Consider the following 22,287-nt stretch of genomic DNA (forward strand, 5'->3'; position numbering starts at 1 on the left):
ACTGTTGGCGGTCGGTTCAGCAGGGCCCCCGGCCCGCCGTCAGTGGAACACCGCAATCGGACGCTCCAGCAGCGTCTCCCGGGTCCGTGGGTCCCAGCTCGTCACCTTTCCCAGGCATATGGCCCGGAACTGGCCCTCGGGCAGGTCTCTGCCCGGTGCCAGCACTCCCTCGCGCCGTAGCTTCACCCGGAGGTGTGCGGTTCGTTCGCCGTCGCCGTACGCCGCCCGCATCACCAGCGTCTCGTGGGAGACGCTCTCGGCCTTGAAGCGGCCCCGGACCATGACGAAGTCGTGTATTTCGGTGAGCGTCACGAAGTCGTCCCCGGTCTCGTCGCCGTGGGCGAGTTGTGCGGTGAGGGCCGCGTTCGGGGTGACGTGCACGCCGTCGGACAGCAGCTGGACGTCGACCAGGGCGTCCTCGCGGCGGAACACCGACAGGAGCAGGCCCACCACCGATATGGGCTCGCTCTCCTTCACGTAGCTGACGAAGACCTCCTTGGTGCTCTCCCGGCTCGCGCTGAGCCAGGAGATGAAGGGCAGGCTGGCGATGATGCCCGCGGTCAGGCTGCGCCGTTCCTCGACGGCCTTCGTCAGCGCCTCCGTGTGGTTGCCGAACTTGTAGTGGTCCATGACGGCTTCGCTGTCGAGGTAGATCGGGCTCAGCGCGGGCAGAGGGACACTCCGCTCCCGCCGGACGCGTCGTACGCGCCGCAGGAAGCGCGCGAGGGCGCCGCCCAGCAGGGTCAGCACACCGGCCGCGGCCACCAGCCACAGCACCATCCAGTCCCACCACTCGCTCCACCACACGCTCTCAGTGACAGCCACGGATCTCCTTGAACGCGGTGGACAGGGACGACTTCCGGGCGTCGACGACGCGCCCGCCGGTCAGCGAGGCCACCCGGCGCAGTTCCGCCCCGTCGGCGTCCCCGAAGTACACCGGGTAGGTGGGCACGGCGCGGGACGCGGCCGGGCGTGCGCGATAGCGGTCGTAGAAGGCCGCCGGGCCGAGACCGGCGTTGTTCTCGCCGTCCGTCATCAGCACGATGGACACCTTCCGGCCCGGTGCGTCGGCCAGCGCACGCTCGGCGGTGGCGTATCCGTGGTCCAGCGCGGACCACACGGCCGTGGCGTCGTCGTAGCGGCCACGGGAGACGAAGGCGCCGAGGTCCGCCAGGTCGCCCCGGTCGCGCACGGTGACCGTCCGCCGGTCGAGTACGCGGCCGCCGAAGCGCACCACGGTCAGCACCTCGCCCTGGTGGAACCGCGCGAACTTGCCGGAGGCGGTCGGGTCCGCGCCGCTGAGGCCCGCGAACGCGGCCCGCAGCGCCTCGGTCCGCGGGCCCCGCATCGACGTCGAGAAGTCCAGCAGGAAGATCACCTGGTCGGTGCCGCGGCGCCCCGGCTCGCCGTAGTGGTCGAGCAGGCGGTCCAGGACGGCGGGGTCGTCGGGGAAGTACAGCGCGTTGCCCACGGACGCCCGCAGCCGCTCGTCCCGGGGCACGTCGGTGTTGACGGGGCGCCGCAGGGTGCGCCGCATCAGGTCCTTCTGCTGGTCGGGGTCGGTGAGCCAGGCGACGACGCGGTCGTAGGCGGCGCGGCGGGCGGGGTCGAGGAGCAGCAGGGGGAAGTCGGACAGGACCGTCCCGTCGGCGGGCCGCACGATCTCCAGGGGCCGCGCCAGCCGTCCCGACTCGTTGAGTGCCAGCAGCTCGGACTCGTACGTGATCAGCGCGTTCGTCCGGCCGGGACGGTCCACGAACGTGTCGACGAGGTCGGAGGAGGTGTCCGCGGTGAGCGTCTGCCCCGAGCGGAAGCCGCGCAGCCGGTCGCAGCCCACGTCCTGCGGGCGCAGGGCGCCGCCGGTCGCCGCGGCGGCGGTCGCGACGCCGACCAGGGCCGCCAGGCCGCTGTCGGCGCGCCGCGGGTCGGCCATGCCGAAGCGGACGGTGCCCGCGGCGGCCGCGTCGGCGAGGTCGGCCCACGACAGCCGCTTGCCGGGTTCGGAGCCGCGCAGCTGCCGTGCGGCGTCCGGCGTCAGTCCGACGACGACCGGCGAGCGCATGATCGGTGTGCTCTGCAGGCCGACCGTGCGCGTGCCCCGCGGGTCCTCCTGCTTGAGCCGCAGCCGGAAGGGGCGGTCGGAGGACAGCCACGCGAGGTCGTAGGAGTGGCGGCCGGAGACGAGGGCGTCACCGGCCTCGTCGGTCGACCGGTAGTGCATCTCCAGATGGACACCGGTGTCCCGCCTCAGCCCTTCCAACAAGGGCTCCATGTCGGCGAGTTCGCCGCTCGCCATGACCCGCAGCGTGGTCCGGTCGCTGTCGCCGCCCGAGCACGACGTGAGCGTGGCGAGCGCCGCGAGCAGCGCGAGGGACAGCATCAGGGCCAGCGCCGGTGTGACGGCGCGCCGCGCGGTCACGGTGCTTCCTTGCCGGTGGCCGGCTGCGGTACGGCAGGGCACTCCCCCACCCTCTCGATCATCCGTTCCAGCAGCCCGAGCCGGGGCAGGACGGCCTTGGTGTCACTGTCCGACAGCACCGGCACCTGGATGCCGCGTTCCTTCAGCAGGCTGTCCAGCGTGCCGACGGCCGGGCTGTCGGCGTCCCGCACCCGGAAGCCCAGCTCGGTCGCCCGGTGCTGCAGTTCGGGGTCGTCCGAGATCAGCCGGCCCAGCCGCTCGCCCTCGGGGGTCAGCGCGATGAGCTGCGGCTCGGTGACGAACCGCACCGAGGGGTAGAGCAGGACCCGGTCGTCGTCCACCTTTCCGGTCTCCGCCTCCGTCGCCAACTGGTGCGCGACGAACTGGTGTTCATAGATCACGGCGATCGGCGCGATGCTCTTGCCCTCGGGAGAGACGTACGTCTCGTTCCGCTCGGAGGACGGCAGGCCCTGGTCGTTGAGGAGGAGTTTGATGCGGTCGGCGAAACGATCCGCCTCCTCGCGGCTCTGCGGCACGGTGGCGCCGTTGCGCACGTACGAGACGAGACCCAGGTAGGTGCCGGCGGAGTTGGATTCGCAGATGTCGGAGGTCTGGGCGAGCACCTTGTTGTGGTTCTCGATCCCCTGCCGCTCGATCTTCAGGTCGTGCCAGCGGGTGCCGTCCTGGGCCTTCTGGAGGAACGGCTCCATCTTGAGCGAGTAGTACAGCGGCTCGGCGCCCTCGGGGGTGCCGGGCATCGGCTCGGCCAGCTTCGCCGCCTCCAGGGTCCTGGCGTACTCGCGGTACGTGCCGAGCACGATGGGGCTGACGAACGGGCGGAAAGTGCTCGCCGGCCGTCCCTCGGCCGCCCGCTTCCTGGTGATCAGGTCGGCGGCGGGCTGGCCCGAGGGGAAGACGATGTCGTAGCTCTCGTAGTTCTGCGTGGCGATGCCGCGCGAGCCCATGCGGGTGAGGTGCACGGTGAAGCCGTGCTTGGCGAGCAGCCTGCGGACCTCGGGGTCCTGGAAGAAGTCCGACTTCGAGGCCATCTTGGCCTCGATCGTGATGATGCGCCGGAAGGGCAGGTCCGTGTGCCCGCTCCCTATCACGGGAATCGCGCAGACGGTCGTCACCAGGGCCGTCGCCAGCGGCAGCACCCGGCGCCACACCGGACGGCGGGCGGGCACCGGCACGGGCGCCGGCCCGCGGACCCGGATGCGGGGCTCCTCGGTCTGCGGTGCACTGTCGGTGTCGGTGTCGGTACGGTCAGCGGCCACCCGAATCTCCCCCGTGAACGGGCGAAGAGCATCGGACGCCGTGTCGACAAGCAACGGAACCATCAACTACACGCGCTTAAACGGGAGGTGAATATCCATCAGCTCCCGATGCCCGTCGGGCGGCACCAGTCACCCAGCGCTCAGCGACCGCCCTCCGGGGCCCCTGCCGGCCCGGGCCCCCGGAGGGCGGAGGGGACGACCGTCACCGGCGGGTGCGCAGCCGGGACAGGAGCCGCTGGGCCTGGGCGCGGCGACGGGGGTCGGACGCGGTGCGGCGCGCCTGATCCATGGTGCGCCGCCCCTGCGGGGTCCGCGCGAACTGCTTGATGCGTGCGATCAAACCAGCCATGACACTCCTCCATCATTCCTGCCGGGTCCGGCACCCGGTCTCATGTGACCCTCTACCCTGTCACCGCAGGTCCATCCCGCTGGGCGTCCGGCAGCCCCGCCCATTCGGCCCAGCGCGTACCGTCACCGGTGGGCACGGGCACGTGTCCGGGCTTTGGGCTTCGCCGTGGGGCTGATGACCGCGCTGCTGATCGGGGACGACGAACCCGGTGGCATCCGGGCCTACTGCTGCGCGGGGCGAAGAGGGCGGTCGCCACCTTCCTCGCCACGAACCCCGAGCGGCCGTGAGCAAGCACCGCGGCCCGGTTCCGGCCCCGGTCACCTGACGAGGGAGCGGCCCGTCGGTGTCAGTCCCAGGGTGCGGGGGGCTGATGCCTGTTCCTTGTCGAGGCCCTGGAGGATCTCCCGGGCGGCGGGGTGGGATCGCAGCCCGGCCACGTGTGTGCGATGTGCGCTGTCATCCGGGTAGGACGTGATGACCACGACCACGTTCTCTCCCGTGCGGACCGGGAGCCGGGCGAAGGTGTTGGGGGCCGTCTCGGTGGCCAGGACGGCGAGGGGCGCGGGTCCCGTCTCGCGGAGGACGGGGAGGAGGCCGTCCCGGATCAGGTCGTGGGCGTCCGGGTGGCCGGGTGGGAAGGACCACACGGTGGCGGACACGAAGCGGTCCGGTGCCGGGCTGCCGACCGGGGGCCGTTCGGCCGGGCGGACGGTGACGCCGCTCTCGGGCGACACGGGCCGCAGCAGCAGGACATCGTCGGAGTCGACCATGGTGTCGTTGGCCCGGGGCCCGTGCTCGGCCCAGACGGGTCCGCCGTAGAACGCCGTCAGGGCGCGGTGCCGTACCTCCATGTCCGGGAAGCCGCGCAGCCAGACGAAGCGGTCCGGGTCGTCCAGGTCGCGGAACTGGCCGAGCACGACCATCCCGGTCTCTTCCTGCGTCTCGACGAACTCACGGTCGAACAGTTCGATCAGTTCGTCACGGCGGCCCGGGCGCAGCGTGTACTGGCGCAGCTCGATCACGGCGGGGCTCGTGGCGGGGTCGGTGGGAGGCACGGCGGGACTCCTGTTCCGGTGCTCTGGTGCGGGGTTTCCTGAGTGCTCTGGCCCGCGAAGGGGCCCGGCTCGTTCGGCCGGGCCCGAGGCGGAGCCGGGCTCGGGCCGACGCTAGGGGAACCGTGTGCCAGGTGCTGTCAGTGTTTCCGGGGAGAATGCGGCCATGTCTGCCGAACGCCTGCTGTCGCTGCTGCTGATGCTGCAGACCCGTGGCCGCATGTCGGCGCGGGCGATCGCCGGCGAGCTGGGCGTGTCGGTGCGGACCGCCTACCGTGACCTGACCCGTCTGCAGGCCGCCGGCGTCCCGGTCCGCGCGGAGCCCGGCCCGGGAGGCGGCTATCAGCTGCTCGACGGCTATCGCACCCGCCTCACGGGGATGAGCGAGGGCGAGGCGCGCGCGCTGTTCTTCGCGGGGCTGCCCGGCCCCGCCGCCGACCTCGGTCTGTCGGCGGAGGTGACGGCGGCCCGGCTGAAGCTGCTCGCCGCGCTGCCGGCGGGACTGCGCGAGGCGGCGGCGCGGACGGCGGCGGTGTTCCACCTGGACGCCCCCGGCTGGTACCGGGCTCCCGAACCGACGCCTCATCTGTCCCTGTTCGTGGACGCGGTGCTCACGCGGCGCGCGGTGGACGTGCGCTACCGCCGCTGGCGCGCGCCCCACGAGGTGCGGCGCCGCCTCCACCCGTACGGCCTGGTGCTCAAATCCGGTACCTGGTACCTGGTGGCCGCCTCGGAGAGCCGGATCGCGACCTACCGGGTCACACAGGTCCTGGACGCGGCGGTGTGCGACGACCACTTCGACCAGCCGCAGGACTTCGACCTGGCGGCCCACTGGACGTCCTACCTGAAGGACTTCCAGTCACGCCGCTTCACCGGCACCGCCACCATCCGCCTGTCACCGCACGGACGCCGGCGCCTGCCCGACAACCTTCCCCCGGAGGTGGTGCGGGCGGTCGCCTCCACCGCGACCGCCGTCGGGGAGGACGGATGGGTCGAGGCCGTCATCCCCATCGAGAGCACCGACCACGCGTGCGGCGAGCTGCTGCGGCTCGGCGTCGACGTCGAGGTCGTCGCACCGGCCGAACTGCGCCGGGCCATGACCGCCGTCGTCGGTGTCCTCGCCCGCACCTATGGGGCCCGCTGAAGAAGGGACACCACGCACCACTCGTTCTCCCTGGACGACGCCGCGCGTGACACTCCGGCCGGGGATTGCGCTGTAAGCAGTGGGCCCTCGGCAGGCCCGGAGTGTCGGCGGGAGCCGGGTACCCTGGGCTCGCCGCACCCCGAATCACGACTGATCGTAGGATTTCGGGCCGTGCGGTGTCTTGGTGTCGCAACGACGTGGGGTGGGCGGGCAAGTGCTCTTGGCGGATCGCTACCAACTGGACGAGCTGCTGGGACGCGGTTCGATGGGCGAGGTGTGGCGGGCCACCGACCAGCTCCTCGGGCGCCGGGTCGCCGTGAAGCTCCTGCGCACCGAGGAGGCGACCGACACCGAGCGGTTCCGGCTGGAGGCGCTGACCGCGGCCCGCCTCAACCACCCGCACGTGGTCGGCGTGTACGACTTCGGCTCCGACCGCGACCGGCTGTTCCTGGTGATGGAGTACATCGACGGCTGGAGCCTGGCCGAGGAGCGGTCGTTGCGCGGCGTTCTGCCTCCGCAGGAGGCTGCCGCCCTGGCGGCGCAGGTGGCCGCCGGTCTGTCCGCGGCGCATCGGCACGGCGTGATCCACCGGGACATCAAGCCCGCCAACATCATGCTCACCACCGACCGCACCGCGAAGATCACGGACTTCGGGATCGCCCGCTTCGCCGACGAGGCCGACCGCACCCTCACCGCCACCGACAAGATCGTGGGAACCGCCGACTACCTCGCTCCCGAACGCGCCCTCGGCCGGTCCGCCGACCCCGCGTCCGACATCTACTCGCTGGGCTGCGTGCTGTACCAACTCCTCACCGGCCGGGCGCTGTTCCAGGGCGCGACCTCGCTGGCCGTGGTGCAGCAGCACGTCGATGCCGTGCCGGTACCCCCGGACAGGGTGCGGCCCGGCATACCCCAGCCGCTGTCCGACTACGTGCTGCGCCTGCTCGCCAAGGACCCCGCCCAGCGGCCCACCGCCGACGACGTGGCCGACTGGCTCAACGCCCGGCAGTGGGAGGGCTCCCCGGCGGAGCCGGTCGGTGCCGCAGCCGCGGCCCCGCCGCCTCCGGCCGCCACCGCGTCACTGCCACTGGGCTCCGCGAGCGCTCCCCCGGCCGTCCCTCCCTCCCCCTCCCCCTCCCACTCGCGGCCGCGCAGCCGGGGCGTGCTGGCGTCCAAGGCGGTACTCGGTGGTACCGCCGTCGTCCTGTTCGCCGGGGCCGCCGCTGTCGGCGCGTCACTGAACTCCGGCGACGACACTCCCGTACCGCCCGCGTCACCGGCCCGGACGACCGTCACGACCGTCACCGCGACCGGACTCCCCAGCGCCACGCCGTCCTCCCCCACACCGTCCTCCGCCACTCCGTCCTCCGCCACTCCGTCCTCCGCCACTCCGTCCTCCGCCACACCGCCCTCCGCCACACCGACGCCGGCCTTCCGGGGCGAGGACCGTCAGGAGGACGACAAGGACCGCGCGCGTGAGGGCAAGCACGGCAAGGGAAAGGGCAAGGGGAAGAAAAAGCACTGACCGTACGTCGCGTATGAGCTTGCCGTCCGGTCAATGCATGACGCCCGAACCCTTCCTCATCCCTTGACACCGCGATTGGTCCAAACCAACTTGGTTGCGCACTCCCCACACACCCTGGTACTCCCCCGCAGCCCCAGCACTCCCGAACACCTCCACCTCTCAGGGAGATCGCGTGCGCACGACTTTCCTGCGGCGCTCCAGACGCCGCCTGCTCGCCCTGCTCGGCACGGCCGCCCTCGCGTTCACCGGGGCCGTCGCACTGCCCGGTACCGCACAGGCGGCCAACACCCTGTCCAACCCCGGCTTCGAGTCCGGCGCCCTCTCCCCCTGGGCGTGCTCCGGCGGCCTCGGTTCCGTCGTCTCCTCCCCCGTGCACACCGGCACCCGCGCGTTGGCGGGCGCGGTGAGTTCGAGTGACATCGCCAAGTGCAGCCAGACCGTCGCCGTCCAGCCGAACACCACCTACGCCCTGAGCGGCTGGGTGCGCGGCTCGTACGTCTACCTGGGCGTGGACGGCGGTGCCTCGACCTGGACGTCGTCCCCGTCGGCGTACAGCCGGCTGAGCCTGTCCTTCACCAGCGGGGCCACGCAGACCCGCGCCACGGTCTACGTCCACGGCTGGTACGGCCAGGGCAGCTACCACGCCGACGGGTTCAGCCTCGACGGGCCCGGCGGAGGCGGCGGCTCGGACACCCAGGCGCCAACCGCGCCGAGCAGCCTGCGCTCCACCGGGAAGACCTCCTCGAGCGTGTCGCTGGCCTGGAACGCCTCCACCGACAACGTGGGCGTCACGGCGTATGACATCTCCAGCGGGTCCAGTCCGGTGCTGACCGTCTCGGGGACGAGCGCCACCGTCAGCGGGCTCTCGCCGAGCACCTCCTACACCTTCACCGTCCGCGCCCGTGACGCGGTCGGCAACGCCTCGGGGGCCTCCAACTCCCTTGCGGTGACGACGGACGCGGGCACAGGCGGCGGTACCGGCTTCAAGCAGGCGGCGCCCTACCTGTACCTCGGCTGGGGCGATCCACCGAGCGCGACGTCGGTCATGAGCGCCACGGGCATCAAGTGGTACACGATGGCGTTCATCCTGTCGTCCGGCGGCTGCAACCCCGCGTGGGACGGGCAGCGCCCGCTGACCGGCGGCAACGACCAGGCCGTCATCAACTCCATCCGCTCCGCGGGCGGCGACATCGTGCCGTCGATCGGCGGCTGGAGCGGCAACAAGCTGGGCCCGAACTGCTCGACCGCCGAGGCCCTCGCGGGCGCGTACCAGCGGGTGATCGACGCCTACGGGCTGAAGGCGATCGACATCGACATCGAGAACTCGGACGAGTTCGAGAACGCCGTCGTGCAGGACCGCATCCTCAACGCCCTGAGGATCGTCAAGGCGAACAACCCCGGCCTGCGCACCATCATCACCTTCGGCACGACGACCACCGGGCCCACCTACTGGGGCAACCGGCTGATCGAGCAGGCCAAGGCGCTGAACGCGAACATCGACGTCTTCACGATCATGCCGTTCGACTTCAACGGCGGCGCGGACATGTACGGCAACACCGTGAACGCCACGGAAGGGCTGAAGAACAAGCTGAAGTCCACGTTCGGCTGGGACGACGCGACGGCCTACGCCCGTATCGGTATCTCGGGCATGAACGGGCTGAGCGACCAGCAGGAGCTGACCTCGACCGCGGCCTGGACACAGATCCGCGACTGGGCCAACTCCCGGCACATCGCCCGGCTCGCCTTCTGGTCGGTCAACCGTGACCGGCCGTGCCCGGGCGGCGGTGTGACCGCCCACTGCTCCGGCATCAGCCAGGGCAACTGGCAGTTCACCTCGATCACGGCCGGTTTCACCGGCTGAGCGCGGAGTGGGGGCGCCTCGGGTCACGCCGAGGCGCCCCCGTTCACTGCCGGGCGGACAGCCGGCGGGGCTACGTGAGGTAGGCGAGCGAGGGATGGACGGCGGTGTAGCCGTCGACGAGCCGCCGGGCCACGTGCACCGAGTCCACCAGCGGGTGCAGCGCGAACGCCTTGACCGCCGCCGCGCGGGAGCCCGACCCGGCGGCCGACAGTACCTCGCGCTCCACCGCCTTGACCGCGCAGACCAGGCCCGTCGCATGGGCGGGCAGCGGCTCCACGGCCACGGGGTGCGCGCCGTTGGCGTCGACCAGGCACGGCACCTCGACGACCGCCTCGGAGTCGAGGACGGACAGTGTGCCGCGGTTGCGGACGTTGAGGATCAACGTGGTGCGCTCGTCGCGGGCGACGGCCCGCATCAGGGCGAGGGCGACCTTCTCGTAACCGCCGGACAGGTCGTCCTCGTCGCGGTCACCGGCCCCGGCCGTCTCCCGGTTCTCGGCCATGTAGGTGGCCTCGCGTTCCGCGCGGGTGTCCTCCCAGATGTGCAGGGCGGGTGCGCCGGGGTCCGTCATCCGCGCGTAGAAGCGGGCCTGCTGGTCGTGCAGGAAGGCGCCGCGGGTCTTCTCGGCCTGCTGGTAGGCGCGGACGGTCTCGCGGTTGAAGTAATAGTAGTGCAGGTACTCGTTGGGGATCGCACCGAGCGACTGGAGCCAGTCGGCGCCGAACAGTCTCCCCTCCTCGAAGGAGCCGAGCAGGCGCGGGTCGGCGAGCAGCCGCGGCAGTTCGTCGCGGCCGTCGACGCGCAGGCCGCGGACCCAGCCGAGGTGGTTGAGGCCGACGTAGTCGATCCACGCCTCCTCCGGGTCCGCGCCGAGCACCCGGGCGATACGGCGGCCGAGGCCGACCGGCGAGTCGCAGATGCCGATGACACGGTCGCCGAGGTGGCGGGACATGGCCTCGGTGACCAGGCCCGCCGGGTTGGTGAAGTTGATGACCCAGGCGTCCGGCGCGAGGCGGGCCACGCGCCGGGCGATGTCCACGGCGACGGGGACCGTCCTCAGGCCGTAGGCGATGCCGCCGGCGCCGACCGTCTCCTGGCCGAGGACGCCCTCGGCGAGGGCCACGCGTTCGTCGTTCGCCCGGCCCTCCAGTCCCCCGACGCGGATCGCCGAGAAGACGAAGTCGGCGCCGCGCAGTGCCTCGTCGAGGTCGGTGGTGGCGGTCACCCGGGGCGCGTCCGGAACGTTCGCGGCCTGCTCGGCCAGCACCCGGGTCACCGCGGACAGCCGTGCCGCGTCCAGGTCGTGCAGCACGACGTGGGTGACCCGGCCCTCGGCGCGGTCGCCGAGGAGTGCCCCGTACACGAGCGGCACGCGGAATCCGCCGCCGCCCAGAATCGTCAGTCTCATGTCTGCGCCTTTCCCGCCACGACGCGGCCTCGCCGCCCGCCTCGCCCGGTGCCGGGGGCGCGGACAGCGGGGGTTGTCCTCGGTGAGGGTGAGCCGGTGGCGTCGCCTTGCCGGCACGGCATGAACCCTACTCGTCACTCGTGATCACTCCGGCGCGCGATCTGCCCGACGACGACGTCCGCGCCGCCCGCACCACCGCCGTCTGTGCCTGCCTGCTCGACCGTGACTGCACGCGACTGCCGAAGATCCTGCGATCGGTCCGCGAGTCCGCCCACGATCCGATGGCGCCGCACCGCCGCGCCCTCAAGGAGTACGTGCTCGGCCCGGACCGGCCCACCGCCGTGGAGCGGTTCAACGCGGCTGTCAGTGCCCTGGCCGGCAAGGCCGCGGCGCAGACGGCCGAAGCCCGCGGGGAGCGGCGGCCGGACCTCGTGGTGCCTTCGCAGCGGACCGGCTCGGGCACGGGCGCGGCGGAGCCTGGGGGCACAGGCCTGGCCTCCGGCGACCCGGCCGGGTGAACAGCTGCTTCCCGGCCCGGGGGCGGGCGTGCGCCGCTGGAGTACCGTGGAGGTATCGAGGGTGTCGCGCACACCGCTGACGTGCCGGTCCGTGCACGCGCCCCCGGCCGGGAGGGCCGCGATGGATGCATGGCTGATGTGGCTGATCGTGGCGGCGGTCCTGGTGCTGGCGGAGATCTTCACCCTCACCGCCGCGCTGGGCATGCTGGGCATGGCCGCGCTGGTGACCGCGGGTGCCGCCGCGCTCGGCATCCCGGTGGCGCTCCAGTTCGTGGTGTTCACCGCCGTCGCCGCCGTCACGCTGCTGTTCCTGCGCCCCGTCGCGCTGCGGCACGTGCTCCGGCCGCAGCGTGAGCGGTTCGGCGTGGACGCGCTGATCGGCAGCACCGGCTACGTCGTGACGGAGGTGACCGGCCGGGGCGGGAGGGTCCGCATCAACGGCGAGGAATGGACGGCCCGCGCCTACGACGAGACGCTGGTCATTCCCCAGGGGGCCGGCGTCGACGTCATCGAGATCAGCGGCACGACCGCCTTCGTCTATCCCCGGGACTGACCCATGGACATTTCGGCCCTGCTCATCGCCGGCCTGATCGTCGCCCTCATCGCGGTGTTCACCGTGGTGCGTGCGGTGCGCATCGTGCCTCAGGCACGCGCCCGCAATGTCGAACGGCTCGGCCGGTACCACCGCACCCTGACCCCCGGTCTCAGCCTCGTCATCCCCTACATCGACCGGGTCCATCCGGTGATCGATCTGCGGGAACAGGTCGTCTCCTTCAGGCCGCAGCCGGTCATCACCGAGGACAACCTGGTCGTCGAGATCGACACCGTGCTGTACTTCCAGGTCACCGATCCGCGGGCGGCGTTCTACGAGATCGCGAACTTCCTTCAGGCGGTCGAGCAGCTCACCGTCACCACGCTGCGCAACGTGGTGGGTTCGATGGACCTGGAGAAGACGCTCACCTCACGCGACACCATCAACAGCCAACTGCGGGGTGTGCTGGACGAGGCCACCGGCAAGTGGGGGCTGCGGGTCAACCGCGTGGAGATCAAGGCCATCGACCCGCCCCAGTCCATCAAGGACGCGATGCAGAAGCAGATGCGGGCCGAGCGGGACAAGCGCGCCGCGATCCTCGGGGCGGAAGGGCAGCGTCAGTCGCAGATCCTGACCGCCGAGGGCGACAAGCAGGCCGCGGTCCTGCGTGCCGAGGGCAACCGGACCGCCGAGATCCTGAAGGCGGAGGGCCAGTCACGGGCCATCGACGAGGTGTTCCAGGCCGTGCACCGCAACGACCCCGACCCGAAGCTCCTCGCCTATCAGTACCTCCAGATGCTGCCGCAGCTCGCACAGGGGCAGGGCAGCAGCTTCTGGGTCATCCCCAGCGAGGTCACCTCGGCGCTCCAGGGTGTGTCCCGCGCCTTCGGCGAGGTGCTGCCCCAGTCGCCGGCCACCCGCGACAAGCCCGACGACGGCAGGTCCTCCCAGGCCGCCGACGACGCGGCCCGGGCGGCGGAGGCCGCCGCGGAAGCCCTCGCGGACGCCGCCAAGGCCGACCGCCTGGCGACGGGCGGCACGCCGGGGCAACAGCCGCCGAGGTGACGCCCGGCGGGCACCCAGGTGGTACGCCCGCCCGGATGACGCGTGCGGCCTGGGAACGTCAGTGGCCCAGGGCCCTGGCCAGTTACTGCTTGTTCATCGAGGAGCGGCCCTCGATGCCCTTGCGCTTGGCCTCCTCGTACAGTTCGTCGCGGGTGACGCCGGACCGGGAGCCGCCGCCCGAGGACGTGGAGCCGCCACCCGAGGACTTCGACCCGCTGCGGCGGGACGAGGGGCTCTTGCTCGATCCGCCGCCGGAGGACTTGGTCTCGCCGGACTGGGACCGCTGCTTGTTGACCGTGCGTGCGGCCATCTCCTTGGCCCGCCCGGTCGACGCGCCGCGCTCCTCGGCGCTCTCCTTGATGTGCTCGTACTGGCGTTCCCGCTTCGAACCCGATCCCTTGGGCATCGCAAACCCACCTTCCGTTCGCTGCGCTGTCGGGGTTTCCGCTTCAGCGGCGGCAAAACCGGCGACGTCACCCGTGGCGGGGCGAGGCGGGGAAGGACGTGGCCGTCCCAGGTGGATGGGTACTCGTGCGGGGGCACTCCCGACGCGGGGACCCACGAGACGAGGACCGACGACGCGAGGACGGTACCGCGATGACCGAGTACGAACGTTCACGCACGATGCCCGCCCAGCCCGAGCACGTCTTCGACGAGGCCGCGAACGTCGGCCGGCTGGACACCTGGCTGCCGGACGCCCTGCACGTGGACCACGTGGACCCGGAGGGACTTCCCGCCGTCACCGTGCACGAGGACCGCACCGACGAGGACACGTCCGCCCTGTTCCGTGCCCGGCGCGACCAGATGCGCCTCGAATGGGGCACCCGCGACCAGGGCAGCTACGCCGGCTGGCTCCAGGTCGCCGGCATCGGCAGCGGCGGCAGTGAGGTGACGGTCCACCTCTCCTTCTTCGACGAGGGCCACGACCCGGGCGAACAGGCCGTGTCCGAGGCGCTGGACGGCAGTCTGCGGCGCCTGGAGGAGCAGGTGCGGCTGCGCGTCGGCAACACGGCAGGCTGACCGGCTCGCGGGTCATGGCACGCGCCAAGCAGTACGCCGTCGCCGCCTCCGGGCAGTGGACCGACGAGGAGGAGGGCCGCCGTCGGCTGCCCGCCGGGGAGGTCCACGCGTGGCAGCCCGGCATGAACCAGACGGTCTGCGGGCTGTCCCTCAGCCGCTCCCGGCTGATCCGTTTCTCGCACGTCACCTGGACGGACACGTTCCCGGAGTCCGGCGGCGCGGCCGACCGAGTACGGCGGCTGTGCCCGCGCTGCGCCTCCGTCGCCGGACGCCGGGGCGGTGACGCACGTCCCCGGTGGCACCGGACCAATCCCCGGCCGTGAGGGCCGTACCTCCCGTACCTCCCCATGTCCGGACCCGGTGACCACCGTCAGGGCGTCCCAGCGCCGCCCGGCGCCTCGTACTTCAGGACGAGCAGCGCGATGTCGTCGGTGCGTTGCCCGATGTCGCTGCGCTCCCGCAGCAGGCTGTCGATGAGCCGGTCCAGGTCCCGGTCGTCGGCGTGGGTGAGACGCTCGGCGAGCTGGGCGATCGAGTCGTCGAGGTCGGCGCCCGGTCTCTCGATGAGGCCGTCGGTGTAGAAGGCGAGCAGCAGCCCCGGGGTGAGCGGGATCTCGGTCAGGGGGTAGGCGGCGTCGGGGTCGATCCCCAGGAGGGGGCCGGGCTGGACGGCGACGGGCCGGGTGTCTCCGTCGGCCGGGCGCAGCAGGGGCGGCGGGTGGCCCGCGCTGGCCAGGGTCGCCACGCCGCGGGTGAAGTCGAGGTGGGCGTAGAGGCAGCTGGTGAACAGGTCGGAGCCGAGGTCGTGGATGAGCCGGTTGATCCTGGCCAGGACCTGGCCGGGGGCGGTGCCGGCGGTGGCGTGGGCGTGGACGCCGGTGCGGACCTGCCCCATCAGCGCGGCGGCGGCGACGTTGTGGCCCTGGACGTCGCCGATGACGGCGGCGACGGTACAGTCGCCGAGCCGGATCAGGTCGTAGAAGTCGCCGCCGATGTCCATGCCCTGAGTGGCGGGCAGGTAGCGGGCGGCGACGCGCAGGCCGGTGATCTCCGGGAGGGTGTGCGGGAGCAGCGCCTTCTGGAGTCCGTGGGCGATCTCGTGCTTGGTGTCGTAGAGGCGGGCGCGGTCGAGTGCCTGGGCGATGAGCCCGCCGAGGGAGGTCAGGACGGCGCGTTCCTCGGCGGGGAACTCGTGCGGGCTGTCGTAGGACAGGACGCAGCAGCCGACAGGGCGGCCGGAGATGATCAGCGGGAGGAAGGCCCAGGCCTGCTTGCCGCTGATGAAGGGCGCCTCGGGATAGGCGTCCAGCATCTCTTCGGGGTTGGCGTAGAAGGCGGGGATGCCGCTGCTGAGGGCATGTCCGGCCGGGGTGAGGGTGGTGTCGAGGGGGAGGCCGTCGAGCCGTTCGACGGTGGGGGCGGGGTAGCCGCGGGATCCGGTGATGCGCAGCCGGCCGGCGTCGACGGCGGACAGGACCAGGCCCTGGGCGCCGAAGGCGGGCATGATCTGGTCCGCGACCAGGTCGATGACGTCCTGGACGCCGACGACCTCGGTCAGTGCGGCGGCCAGGTGCGTGAGCTGGTAGAGCCGCCCCGCGCGGGAAGGTCTGTGGGTGCGCCGGGACTGCGGCGGCGCCGAGACGGACGGTGCCTGTTCCCCGGTGCGCACGATGCGGACGCTGATGCCGCTGGCGTCCGGGTAGAGGTGGAAGTCCAGCCACTGGTCCGGCGGGCGGCACGCGGTGAAGAAGACGGGCTCACGGCTGAGCACCGCGGCCCGGTAGCGGTCCTCGACCAGGGGGTCGTCCAGCCAGCGCAGGGACTGCCACGGCAGGGTGCCCAGCAGCCGGTCGGCGTCGCAGCCCAGCAGCTCGCAGGCGCCGGACGTGAGATACGTGAAGCGTCCTTGCAGGTCGAGCGCGCAGCTGCCGCCGGGCAGCCGCTCGGCGAAGTCGGCGGCGGCCAGGGCCGGGCCCATGGTCGAGCGGCCCGTTCCGGCGGGCAGCACCCGGGGCCGGTCGCGGATCGGGCTCCCGCCCCGCTCCACGACCTCCTCCAGCGTCCGGGCCAGGCGGCGGCAGCTCGACGCGATGTGGCCCCGCTCCCGCCCGGTCATGTAGGGCGGACGCGTCGCCGGCCACAGCAGCAGCAGGGCGCCCCACCTGCGGGCTCCGGTGAGCGGCGCCGCGACCAACGACAGGGGGTACGGCAGGGCGACCGCGGTACGGGGGTAGGAGCGGGCCATCTCCTCCTGGCTGCCGACCCACACCATCCGGTCCTCGCGGACCGCTTCGGCCACCGGGGCGGGCGCGGACAGCGGCACCCTCAGCCAGGGCGCGGCGAGCTCGGCGGGCGCCCCGCACAGCGCGTCCAGCACCAGCACCTGCTCGTTCGGGGGGAGCAGGTAGAGGGCGCCGATGGACGCACCGGTCCGGCGCACCGTCTCCGCGAACGCGACGTCGAGTTCGTCGGTTTCGCCGGTGTCGGTGGCCGGATCACCCGTGCTGGTCACCAGGCACCCCCAGCGTCGGAATGGAGTGTCCCGGGTGGTGGCGGGCGGCCGTACGACCCGCTCGGTGCGCGGTTTTCCGCATGCGGACGCACCCGTCCTCACCCATGTGATGACGCTACGCCCATGGGCAGCGGTCGGCACGTCCTCCCACGGGGGTGCCACGGGGGCTTCCTACGGGGGTGCCTCCACAGGGTGCCTCCCCGGGGGTGGCCGAATCGGCAGGAAGCCCCATGGGCCCCCGGATCAGGTGATCCGGGGGCCCATGGGCACGGACGCGGCTGCGTCAGTGGGAGGCGGCGTGCAGGCTCGTGCCCAGCGCGAGGCCGTTCTCCGTGCCCACGCCCGTGGCGTCGGCGCAGATGTCCACCACCGGCGTCTCGACGAAGAGGCCGCCGGAGCCACCGACGGCGAGTCCCCCGGAGATCTGGTCCAGGTCGGCATCGGACATCTCGGCGGTTTCGACCTGGTGGCCAAGGTTCATAGCGCGCGGTTCCCTTCCGGTAAGCACTTTTGAATCGCACGGTTCGCCTGATTCCCGGAACCGGGACGTTTTCCGGCGAGCCGTGCCAGGTGCAGGATCAAAGCACGCGTCCAAGGGGACGGCCAACTGATCGGAGGTCGATCCGACTTCACCGCACGGGACGGCTTCACCTGCGTGGTTGTGCGGTGACCGGACCCACCGAATCCTTCACAGGGCCTGCCGTTCAACGGCACCGGGGAGTCGGGCCCCGCCCTTCCGGAAAGCCGCATTCCCGCGCCAAATCCACCATGTCCGCAGGCGGTCGTGACGACTGTTCAGTTCTCGTGAGCGGGCCTCCGAACAGTGTGCAGATTTCCCGGATGTTCGGCACCGGGCTTCGCGCTCACGGCGGAGCGCCGGACGGGCCCCGGCCGACTTGGGCCTTCGAGGACTGTCCGGATGCCGCGGAGGGCAGAGCACTCTCGACCGGCCCTGAGGAGTTCACGTGACCTACAGCCCGCCCGAGAGCTGGGACGCGCACTACGCGAGCGGCAAGACGTTCCGGCCCCTGGGTGACGCCGAGCGCCGGCTGCTCGCCGAGCACGCCCCGGCACCCGGCGGTGGGCGGGCCCTCGACATCGGCTGCGGGATCGGTGAACTCGCCCGCCACCTCGCCGCCGGCGGCTACCGGGTCGACGCCGTCGACCACGCGCCCACCGCCGTCGCACTCGCGGCGGCACAGCCCGGGAACGACGGGGCGGTGACCTACCGGGTGCTCGACGTCGAGCGGGACGGACTGGACGCACTGTGCCCCGCCTACGACCTCGTCGTCCTCCGCCTCAGCTGGGCCTTCCTCCGCGACCGCACCCGCGTCATGAGCCGGATACGCGAACGCCTGCGCCCCGGCGGCACCGTCTGTGTCATCACCCCGGTCGCCGACACGACGCCCCGCGGCAGGCGGAGCGTCGCCCTGGACGAGGACGAGATCGCGCTGCTCCGCACCGGCTGGCGCACCGCCGACCGCCACGACGCCGACGGACTCGCCGTCGTCGTCCTGCGCGACCCGGCCCCCGCCGAGGTGACGTACGCGGGCAGGGGACAGCCCGCGCCGCACGCCCTGACCGGCGTGGGCGTCGTCGTCACCGACCCCCACGGACGCGTGCTGCTCGGCTGGTCCCGGCGCGGGGTGTGGGAACTGCCCGGAGGCAAGAACGACGCCGGTGAGGACTTCCTCGACACCGCCGTACGGGAGTTGGAGGAGGAGACCGGGCTCAAGGCCATCAAGGCGCGTCTGCGGGCCCTGCTGCTGGACTCCACCCACGGGGTCCCCCGGATGACGGCAGCCGTCCGCGTCGTCGCCTACTCCGGCGAACCGGTGGTCGCGGAGCCGCACGTGATCCGCCGCTGGGAGTGGCACGAGCCCGCCGACCTGCCCGCCCTCGGCCGGCCCCTGTTCACGCCGAGCGCGCATGTCATCGACACCGTGTGGCCCGGTCTGCTCACCGGGCTGCCGCGGGTGCACCGCTATCCCCTCGCCTGACGGCGCCGTCACACACCCGAGCCGCCCCGGGTACACATGACCGTGGCTCAGCACGAGTCGCACAACGCTCGTCCGCCGGGTCGAACACACACACTGTGAGGTCACAGCCAGGGTGACGTGAGTGAGGAGATGACGCCGACGGGGAACAATCGGGTCCACTCATCCGTACTATCGCCATCCAAAGGTGTCGGGGCAGCACATACTGCCTCGGCACACACGAGACGTGAACCTCCGTGCGGATCGCCGCGCTTCACCAGTTGTGCGCGGACACGCCGGGGCACCACCGCGAGGAAGGTCAGCATCATGTCCGAGAACACCACGGCCGCCGGCGAACTGGCATCGCAGTACGCCGCCCAAGTGACCGGCGACCTGGAGCGCAACGTCAAGGAGCAGGAACGTATCAGCGCGGAAATCGCCGCCCTGCAGGAGCAGTTGGTGACACTGCAGCAGGACCACGCCGTGCTGGTGAACATGCAGCAGGCCCTCGGTGTCACCCCTGTCCAGGTGCAGCCCGCGACCGCGCCCGCCACGGTGCCCGCGCCCAGGACGAAGGCCGCCCCCGACCGGGCCAGGAAGGGCACGCGCGCGAAGAGGAAGACCACTGCCGCGCCCGCTCCGGCCAAGCCGCAGGCCAAGAAGCCGGCCGCGGGCAAGGCCCCGGCGAAGGTCACGGCCACCGCATCGGCGTCCGCCTCGAAGACCCCATCCAGGGCCACGTCGAGGACCACCTCGAAGAGTGCCCCGAAGGCCGCCTCGCCGACCCTGGTCGAGCTCGTCCGGGCGCACCTCGCCGAGCAGGGCGAGCCGCGTTCGGCCGCTGAGGTGTCGACCGCGCTGGGCCAGGCCCACGCCGACCGGTCCTTCAAGACGACGGTCGTGCGCAACACCCTGGAGAACCTGGTGGCCAAGGGGCAGGCCCAGCGCAGCAAGCAGGGCAGTTCGGTCTTCTACACCGCCCCCGACGCTGCGGAGCAGCAGACGTCGGAGCCGCAGAAGCCCGAGTCCCCGTCCGACGCGGCGAAGCCCGAACAGTCCGCGTAACCGACCGCGTTCGCACCGGCCGGGGCCTGGGCCGCGTTCACCTCACTCGCTGCGGCACGTACTGTGCCCAGCGAGGTGGGTGAACACGCCGAGCCGCCGGCGGCGTCAGGGGCGCCAGCCGTACTGCGGGGGGATGCGCACGTCGCCGCCGAGTTCGCGGGCCGCCCGCCGTGCCCAGGTGGGCTCGCGCAGCAACTGACGGCCGATCAGCACCGCGTCGGCCTCCCCGGCGGCGAGGATCTTCTCGGCCTGTGCGGGGTCCGTGATCTCACCGACCGCTGCCACCGGCATCTGCGTCTCGCGCCTGACGCGGGCGGCGAAGGGCACCTGGTAGCCGGGGCCGGCGGGGATGGTCACCCCGGCCGCGTTGCCGCCGGTGGAGACGTCCATGAGGTCCACGCCGTGCTCGGTCAGGACGCGGGCGAGGGCGACGGTGTCGTCCTCGGTCCAGCCGTCGTCGCCCAGCCAGTCGGTGGCGGAGATGCGGAACAGGAGCGGCAGGTCGTCCGGCCAGACCTCCCGTACGGCGTCGACGACCTCCAGGGCGAACCGGATGCGGTTGTCGAAGCTGCCGCCGTAGGCGTCGGTGCGGCGGTTGCTGTGCGGGGAGAGGAAGTTGCCGATCAGGTAGCCGTGGGCGCCGTGGATCTCCACGACCTGGAACCCGGCGGCGAGGGCGAGCCGGGCCGAGGCGCGCCACTGGCCGACGATCGCCCGGATCTCCTCGACGCTCAGCTCGTGCGGGACCTTCAGGCCGGGGTACGGCTCCGCGCTGGGGGCGAGCGGCTGCCAGCCGTGCTCGTCCGGGCCGACCGGGGCGTCTCCCCTCCACGGCTGGCTGGTGGAGGCCTTGCGGCCGGCGTGGCCGAGCTGGATGCCCGCGACGGTGCCCTGGCTCTTGAGGAAGTCGGTGATCCGGCGCAGGCCGTCGGCCTGTGCCTCGTTCCACAGTCCGAGGTCGTGGGGCGAGATCCGCCCCTCGGGCGATATGCCGGTGGCCTCCACAATGATCAGCCCGGTGCCGCCTGCCGCGCGGGCACCGTAGTGCTGGAAGTGCCAGTCCGTGGCCACGCCTCGCGCCGGGCCCTCGGGGGCGGCGGAGTACTGGCACATCGGCGGCATCCACACGCGGTTCGGGATGGTGACGGAACGCAGGGTGTACGGCTCGAACAGGGAACTCACGGGAAACTCCGGGCGGTCGAGGGGGCGACGGCGCGAGTGCCGCCGCCTGACGTTGCACGAGGAGATATTAATACCTCGCACATACCCGCTGGAGCAATAGCCTGCGCATGCAATCATTTCAGGGCAAGGGAACACCCGGGTTCCGGCGCGACACGGCCGGAGGCGGTGCGTCAGTCGCAGTAGCTCTCCAGCGTGCCCCGTCGCCGGACGTCGAGGGTCGCGCAGTGGAACGAGCCGCCGAACGGCGCGTAGTGCAGCAGGTCGCACGGGATGGGCTCGAAGCCCCACTTCTCGAGCGCGCGCAGCATGCCGGTGTGGTGCCGCTCCGCGATGACCCGCTTCTCGTCCACCATGAGGACGTTCATGCTCAGCCACCTGCCGCACATCGAGGTGATCCTGAGCAGGCGGTCGTCGATCGGATCGGGCTCGGGGGCGACCAGGATGTCCCAGGACCGCAGGGCCTCGGGCAGGCGGTCGACGTCGACGTACTCGGGATTGACCAGGGCCTTGCCCGGCGCGAGCAGGACGAACGTCGTGTCGATGTGCATGGGGGTACGGCAGCGGCTCTCGATCTCGTGGACGCGGTAGCCGGGACCGAGGTGGCGGCGCACCCAGTCGATGCCCGTCCGGTTGGTGACATTGCTGCGCGTGACGAACAGGTCGCGTCCGGCCCGGACGAAATCCGCCGCGTCGAAGACCGGCTCGAATTCCGTGAGGATGTAACGCATGGGCTCGCCGTCCCCGGGGACGCGGAAATCCCGCTCGAAGAGTTCATCGGTGAGCTGCGGTTTCGGCGCCGCCGTCCAGCGCGCGCCGCGCCGGAAGTAGTCCTTGAGGATCTCGCGGTAGGAGTGGGTCTCGAAATACCGGCACGGCCAGGCCATCGGGGTCTCGATGATCTCGTCGCCGATGACGAGCATGCTGTCGCGCGGGCAGGTGTTGCAGAAGCCGCGCGAGGACCAGTCGGGGGTGCTGAAGCGCTGCTTGTGGTCGACCGCCTCGGGGCGCCGGACCGTGACACCGAGGGACTCCAGCAGCGCGATGAACTGGTCCAGTTCCTGCTGCGCCTTCTCGACCATGACGCGCGGATAGGCGAATCCGGCGGCCAGGCCCTGCAATCGCGCCGCCCAGGTGGGGATATTGCAGGTCACGACAGGATGGCTGGAGGGAATGGTCGCGCCGTCGAGCCGGCCGACGATGATCTCTTCCAGCGGGTCCCACTCATTGTGCGACCAGACCGGCGAACCGAGCGGTTCAGTGGCGTGCGAAGTCGTCGGAGTCGTCGGAATGCCGGGCCTCTGCACTGCCGTCATACTGAACCACTTTCGACGCAGAATCCTGTCACTCAACCTCACCAAAGTGTTACCCGAAGTGAACGGGTA

At 71.8% G+C, this 22,287-nt stretch carries 21 protein-coding genes; 10 read left to right on the top strand and 11 right to left on the bottom strand.

Annotation, left to right across the window (positions count from 1 at the left end; genetic code table 11):
• Positions 1–39: 39 nt before the first annotated feature.
• The 5 genes from AB0M97_RS23550 to AB0M97_RS23570 form a co-directional block, all read right to left on the bottom strand.
• Positions 40–825 carry a hypothetical protein gene (locus tag AB0M97_RS23550; protein WP_365962916.1) on the bottom strand — a complete coding sequence of 262 codons (786 nt, stop codon included), beginning with the start codon at positions 823–825 and terminating at the stop codon, positions 40–42.
• Positions 812–2,419 (bottom strand): VWA domain-containing protein, encoded by a 1,608-nt coding sequence (locus AB0M97_RS23555; protein ID WP_365962917.1) that lies wholly within the window; start codon positions 2,417–2,419, stop codon positions 812–814. The genes AB0M97_RS23550 and AB0M97_RS23555 overlap by 14 nt, the downstream gene beginning before the upstream one ends.
• Positions 2,416–3,696, bottom strand: coding sequence for a hypothetical protein (locus AB0M97_RS23560; protein ID WP_365962918.1), 1,281 nt, complete (start codon positions 3,694–3,696; stop codon positions 2,416–2,418). The genes AB0M97_RS23555 and AB0M97_RS23560 overlap by 4 nt, the downstream gene beginning before the upstream one ends.
• A 202-nt stretch (positions 3,697–3,898) precedes the next feature.
• Complete coding sequence (locus AB0M97_RS23565; protein WP_365962919.1) at positions 3,899–4,045, bottom strand: hypothetical protein; 147 nt, start codon at positions 4,043–4,045, stop codon at positions 3,899–3,901.
• A gap of 317 nt (positions 4,046–4,362) precedes the next feature.
• Positions 4,363–5,100 (bottom strand): NIPSNAP family protein, encoded by a 738-nt coding sequence (locus AB0M97_RS23570; protein WP_365962921.1) that lies wholly within the window; start codon positions 5,098–5,100, stop codon positions 4,363–4,365.
• A gap of 163 nt (positions 5,101–5,263) precedes the next feature.
• Between AB0M97_RS23570 and AB0M97_RS23575 the strand changes: the two genes are divergently transcribed.
• From AB0M97_RS23575 to AB0M97_RS23585, 3 genes are all read left to right on the top strand, one after another.
• Positions 5,264–6,241: a WYL domain-containing protein gene (locus AB0M97_RS23575; RefSeq protein ID WP_365962922.1), complete on the top strand. Its 978-nt coding sequence runs from the start codon at positions 5,264–5,266 to the stop codon at positions 6,239–6,241.
• Between the two features lie 214 nt (positions 6,242–6,455).
• Complete coding sequence (locus AB0M97_RS23580; RefSeq protein ID WP_365962923.1) at positions 6,456–7,766, top strand: protein kinase; 1,311 nt, start codon at positions 6,456–6,458, stop codon at positions 7,764–7,766.
• Between the two features lie 172 nt (positions 7,767–7,938).
• Positions 7,939–9,627 (top strand): carbohydrate binding domain-containing protein, encoded by a 1,689-nt coding sequence (locus tag AB0M97_RS23585; protein WP_365962924.1) that lies wholly within the window; start codon positions 7,939–7,941, stop codon positions 9,625–9,627.
• Positions 9,628–9,697: 70 nt separating this feature from the next.
• On the opposite strand, the gene AB0M97_RS23590 is transcribed toward AB0M97_RS23585, so the two are convergent.
• Positions 9,698–11,035 carry a 6-phospho-beta-glucosidase gene (locus AB0M97_RS23590; protein WP_365962925.1) on the bottom strand — a complete coding sequence of 446 codons (1,338 nt, stop codon included), beginning with the start codon at positions 11,033–11,035 and terminating at the stop codon, positions 9,698–9,700.
• A 140-nt stretch (positions 11,036–11,175) separates the two neighbouring features.
• On the opposite strand from AB0M97_RS23590, the gene AB0M97_RS23595 reads away from it, so the two are divergent.
• From AB0M97_RS23595 to AB0M97_RS23605, 3 genes are all read left to right on the top strand, one after another.
• Positions 11,176–11,553, top strand: a complete 378-nt coding sequence (locus AB0M97_RS23595; RefSeq protein ID WP_365962926.1) for a hypothetical protein — start codon at positions 11,176–11,178, stop codon at positions 11,551–11,553.
• Positions 11,554–11,674: 121 nt separating this feature from the next.
• Entirely contained in the window at positions 11,675–12,106 is a 432-nt protein-coding gene (locus AB0M97_RS23600; RefSeq protein WP_365962927.1) for an NfeD family protein, read from the top strand.
• A 3-nt stretch (positions 12,107–12,109) separates the two neighbouring features.
• Positions 12,110–13,150 carry an SPFH domain-containing protein gene (locus tag AB0M97_RS23605; RefSeq protein WP_365962928.1) on the top strand — a complete coding sequence of 347 codons (1,041 nt, stop codon included), beginning with the start codon at positions 12,110–12,112 and terminating at the stop codon, positions 13,148–13,150.
• Positions 13,151–13,232: 82 nt separating this feature from the next.
• Here AB0M97_RS23605 and AB0M97_RS23610 read toward each other — a convergent pair whose 3' ends face one another.
• The gene (locus AB0M97_RS23610; protein WP_365962929.1) at positions 13,233–13,556 is read right to left on the bottom strand and encodes a plasmid stabilization protein; all 324 of its coding nucleotides are present in this window, start codon (positions 13,554–13,556) and stop codon (positions 13,233–13,235) included.
• Between the two features lie 191 nt (positions 13,557–13,747).
• Here AB0M97_RS23610 and AB0M97_RS23615 point away from each other — a divergent pair, with 191 nt between their 5' ends.
• The gene (locus AB0M97_RS23615) at positions 13,748–14,170 is read left to right on the top strand and encodes an SRPBCC family protein (protein WP_365962931.1); all 423 of its coding nucleotides are present in this window, start codon (positions 13,748–13,750) and stop codon (positions 14,168–14,170) included.
• Positions 14,171–14,184: 14 nt separating this feature from the next.
• Positions 14,185–14,493, top strand: a complete 309-nt coding sequence (locus AB0M97_RS23620) for a hypothetical protein (RefSeq protein WP_365962932.1) — start codon at positions 14,185–14,187, stop codon at positions 14,491–14,493.
• A gap of 47 nt (positions 14,494–14,540) precedes the next feature.
• Here AB0M97_RS23620 and AB0M97_RS23625 read toward each other — a convergent pair whose 3' ends face one another.
• Entirely contained in the window at positions 14,541–16,682 is a 2,142-nt protein-coding gene (locus AB0M97_RS23625) for a SpoIIE family protein phosphatase (RefSeq protein ID WP_365962933.1), read from the bottom strand.
• Between the two features lie 283 nt (positions 16,683–16,965).
• Complete coding sequence (locus AB0M97_RS23630) at positions 16,966–17,163, bottom strand: hypothetical protein (RefSeq protein ID WP_365962934.1); 198 nt, start codon at positions 17,161–17,163, stop codon at positions 16,966–16,968.
• Between the two features lie 484 nt (positions 17,164–17,647).
• On the opposite strand from AB0M97_RS23630, the gene AB0M97_RS23635 reads away from it, so the two are divergent.
• Both AB0M97_RS23635 and AB0M97_RS23640 read left to right on the top strand, forming a co-directional pair.
• Positions 17,648–18,682, top strand: a complete 1,035-nt coding sequence (locus AB0M97_RS23635; RefSeq protein ID WP_365962935.1) for an NUDIX domain-containing protein — start codon at positions 17,648–17,650, stop codon at positions 18,680–18,682.
• Between the two features lie 303 nt (positions 18,683–18,985).
• Positions 18,986–19,723 (top strand): hypothetical protein, encoded by a 738-nt coding sequence (locus AB0M97_RS23640; protein ID WP_365962936.1) that lies wholly within the window; start codon positions 18,986–18,988, stop codon positions 19,721–19,723.
• Between the two features lie 105 nt (positions 19,724–19,828).
• Here AB0M97_RS23640 and AB0M97_RS23645 read toward each other — a convergent pair whose 3' ends face one another.
• Both AB0M97_RS23645 and AB0M97_RS23650 read right to left on the bottom strand, forming a co-directional pair.
• A complete protein-coding gene (locus tag AB0M97_RS23645; protein WP_365962937.1) occupies positions 19,829–20,905 on the bottom strand; it encodes an NADH:flavin oxidoreductase/NADH oxidase in 1,077 nt (358 codons plus the stop codon).
• A gap of 170 nt (positions 20,906–21,075) precedes the next feature.
• The gene (locus tag AB0M97_RS23650; protein ID WP_365962938.1) at positions 21,076–22,218 is read right to left on the bottom strand and encodes an amidinotransferase; all 1,143 of its coding nucleotides are present in this window, start codon (positions 22,216–22,218) and stop codon (positions 21,076–21,078) included.
• Between the last annotated feature and the right edge of the window lie 69 nt (positions 22,219–22,287).

The organism is Streptomyces sp. NPDC051207 (assembly GCF_040682395.1).
GTDB lineage: Bacteria > Actinomycetota > Actinomycetes > Streptomycetales > Streptomycetaceae > Streptomyces.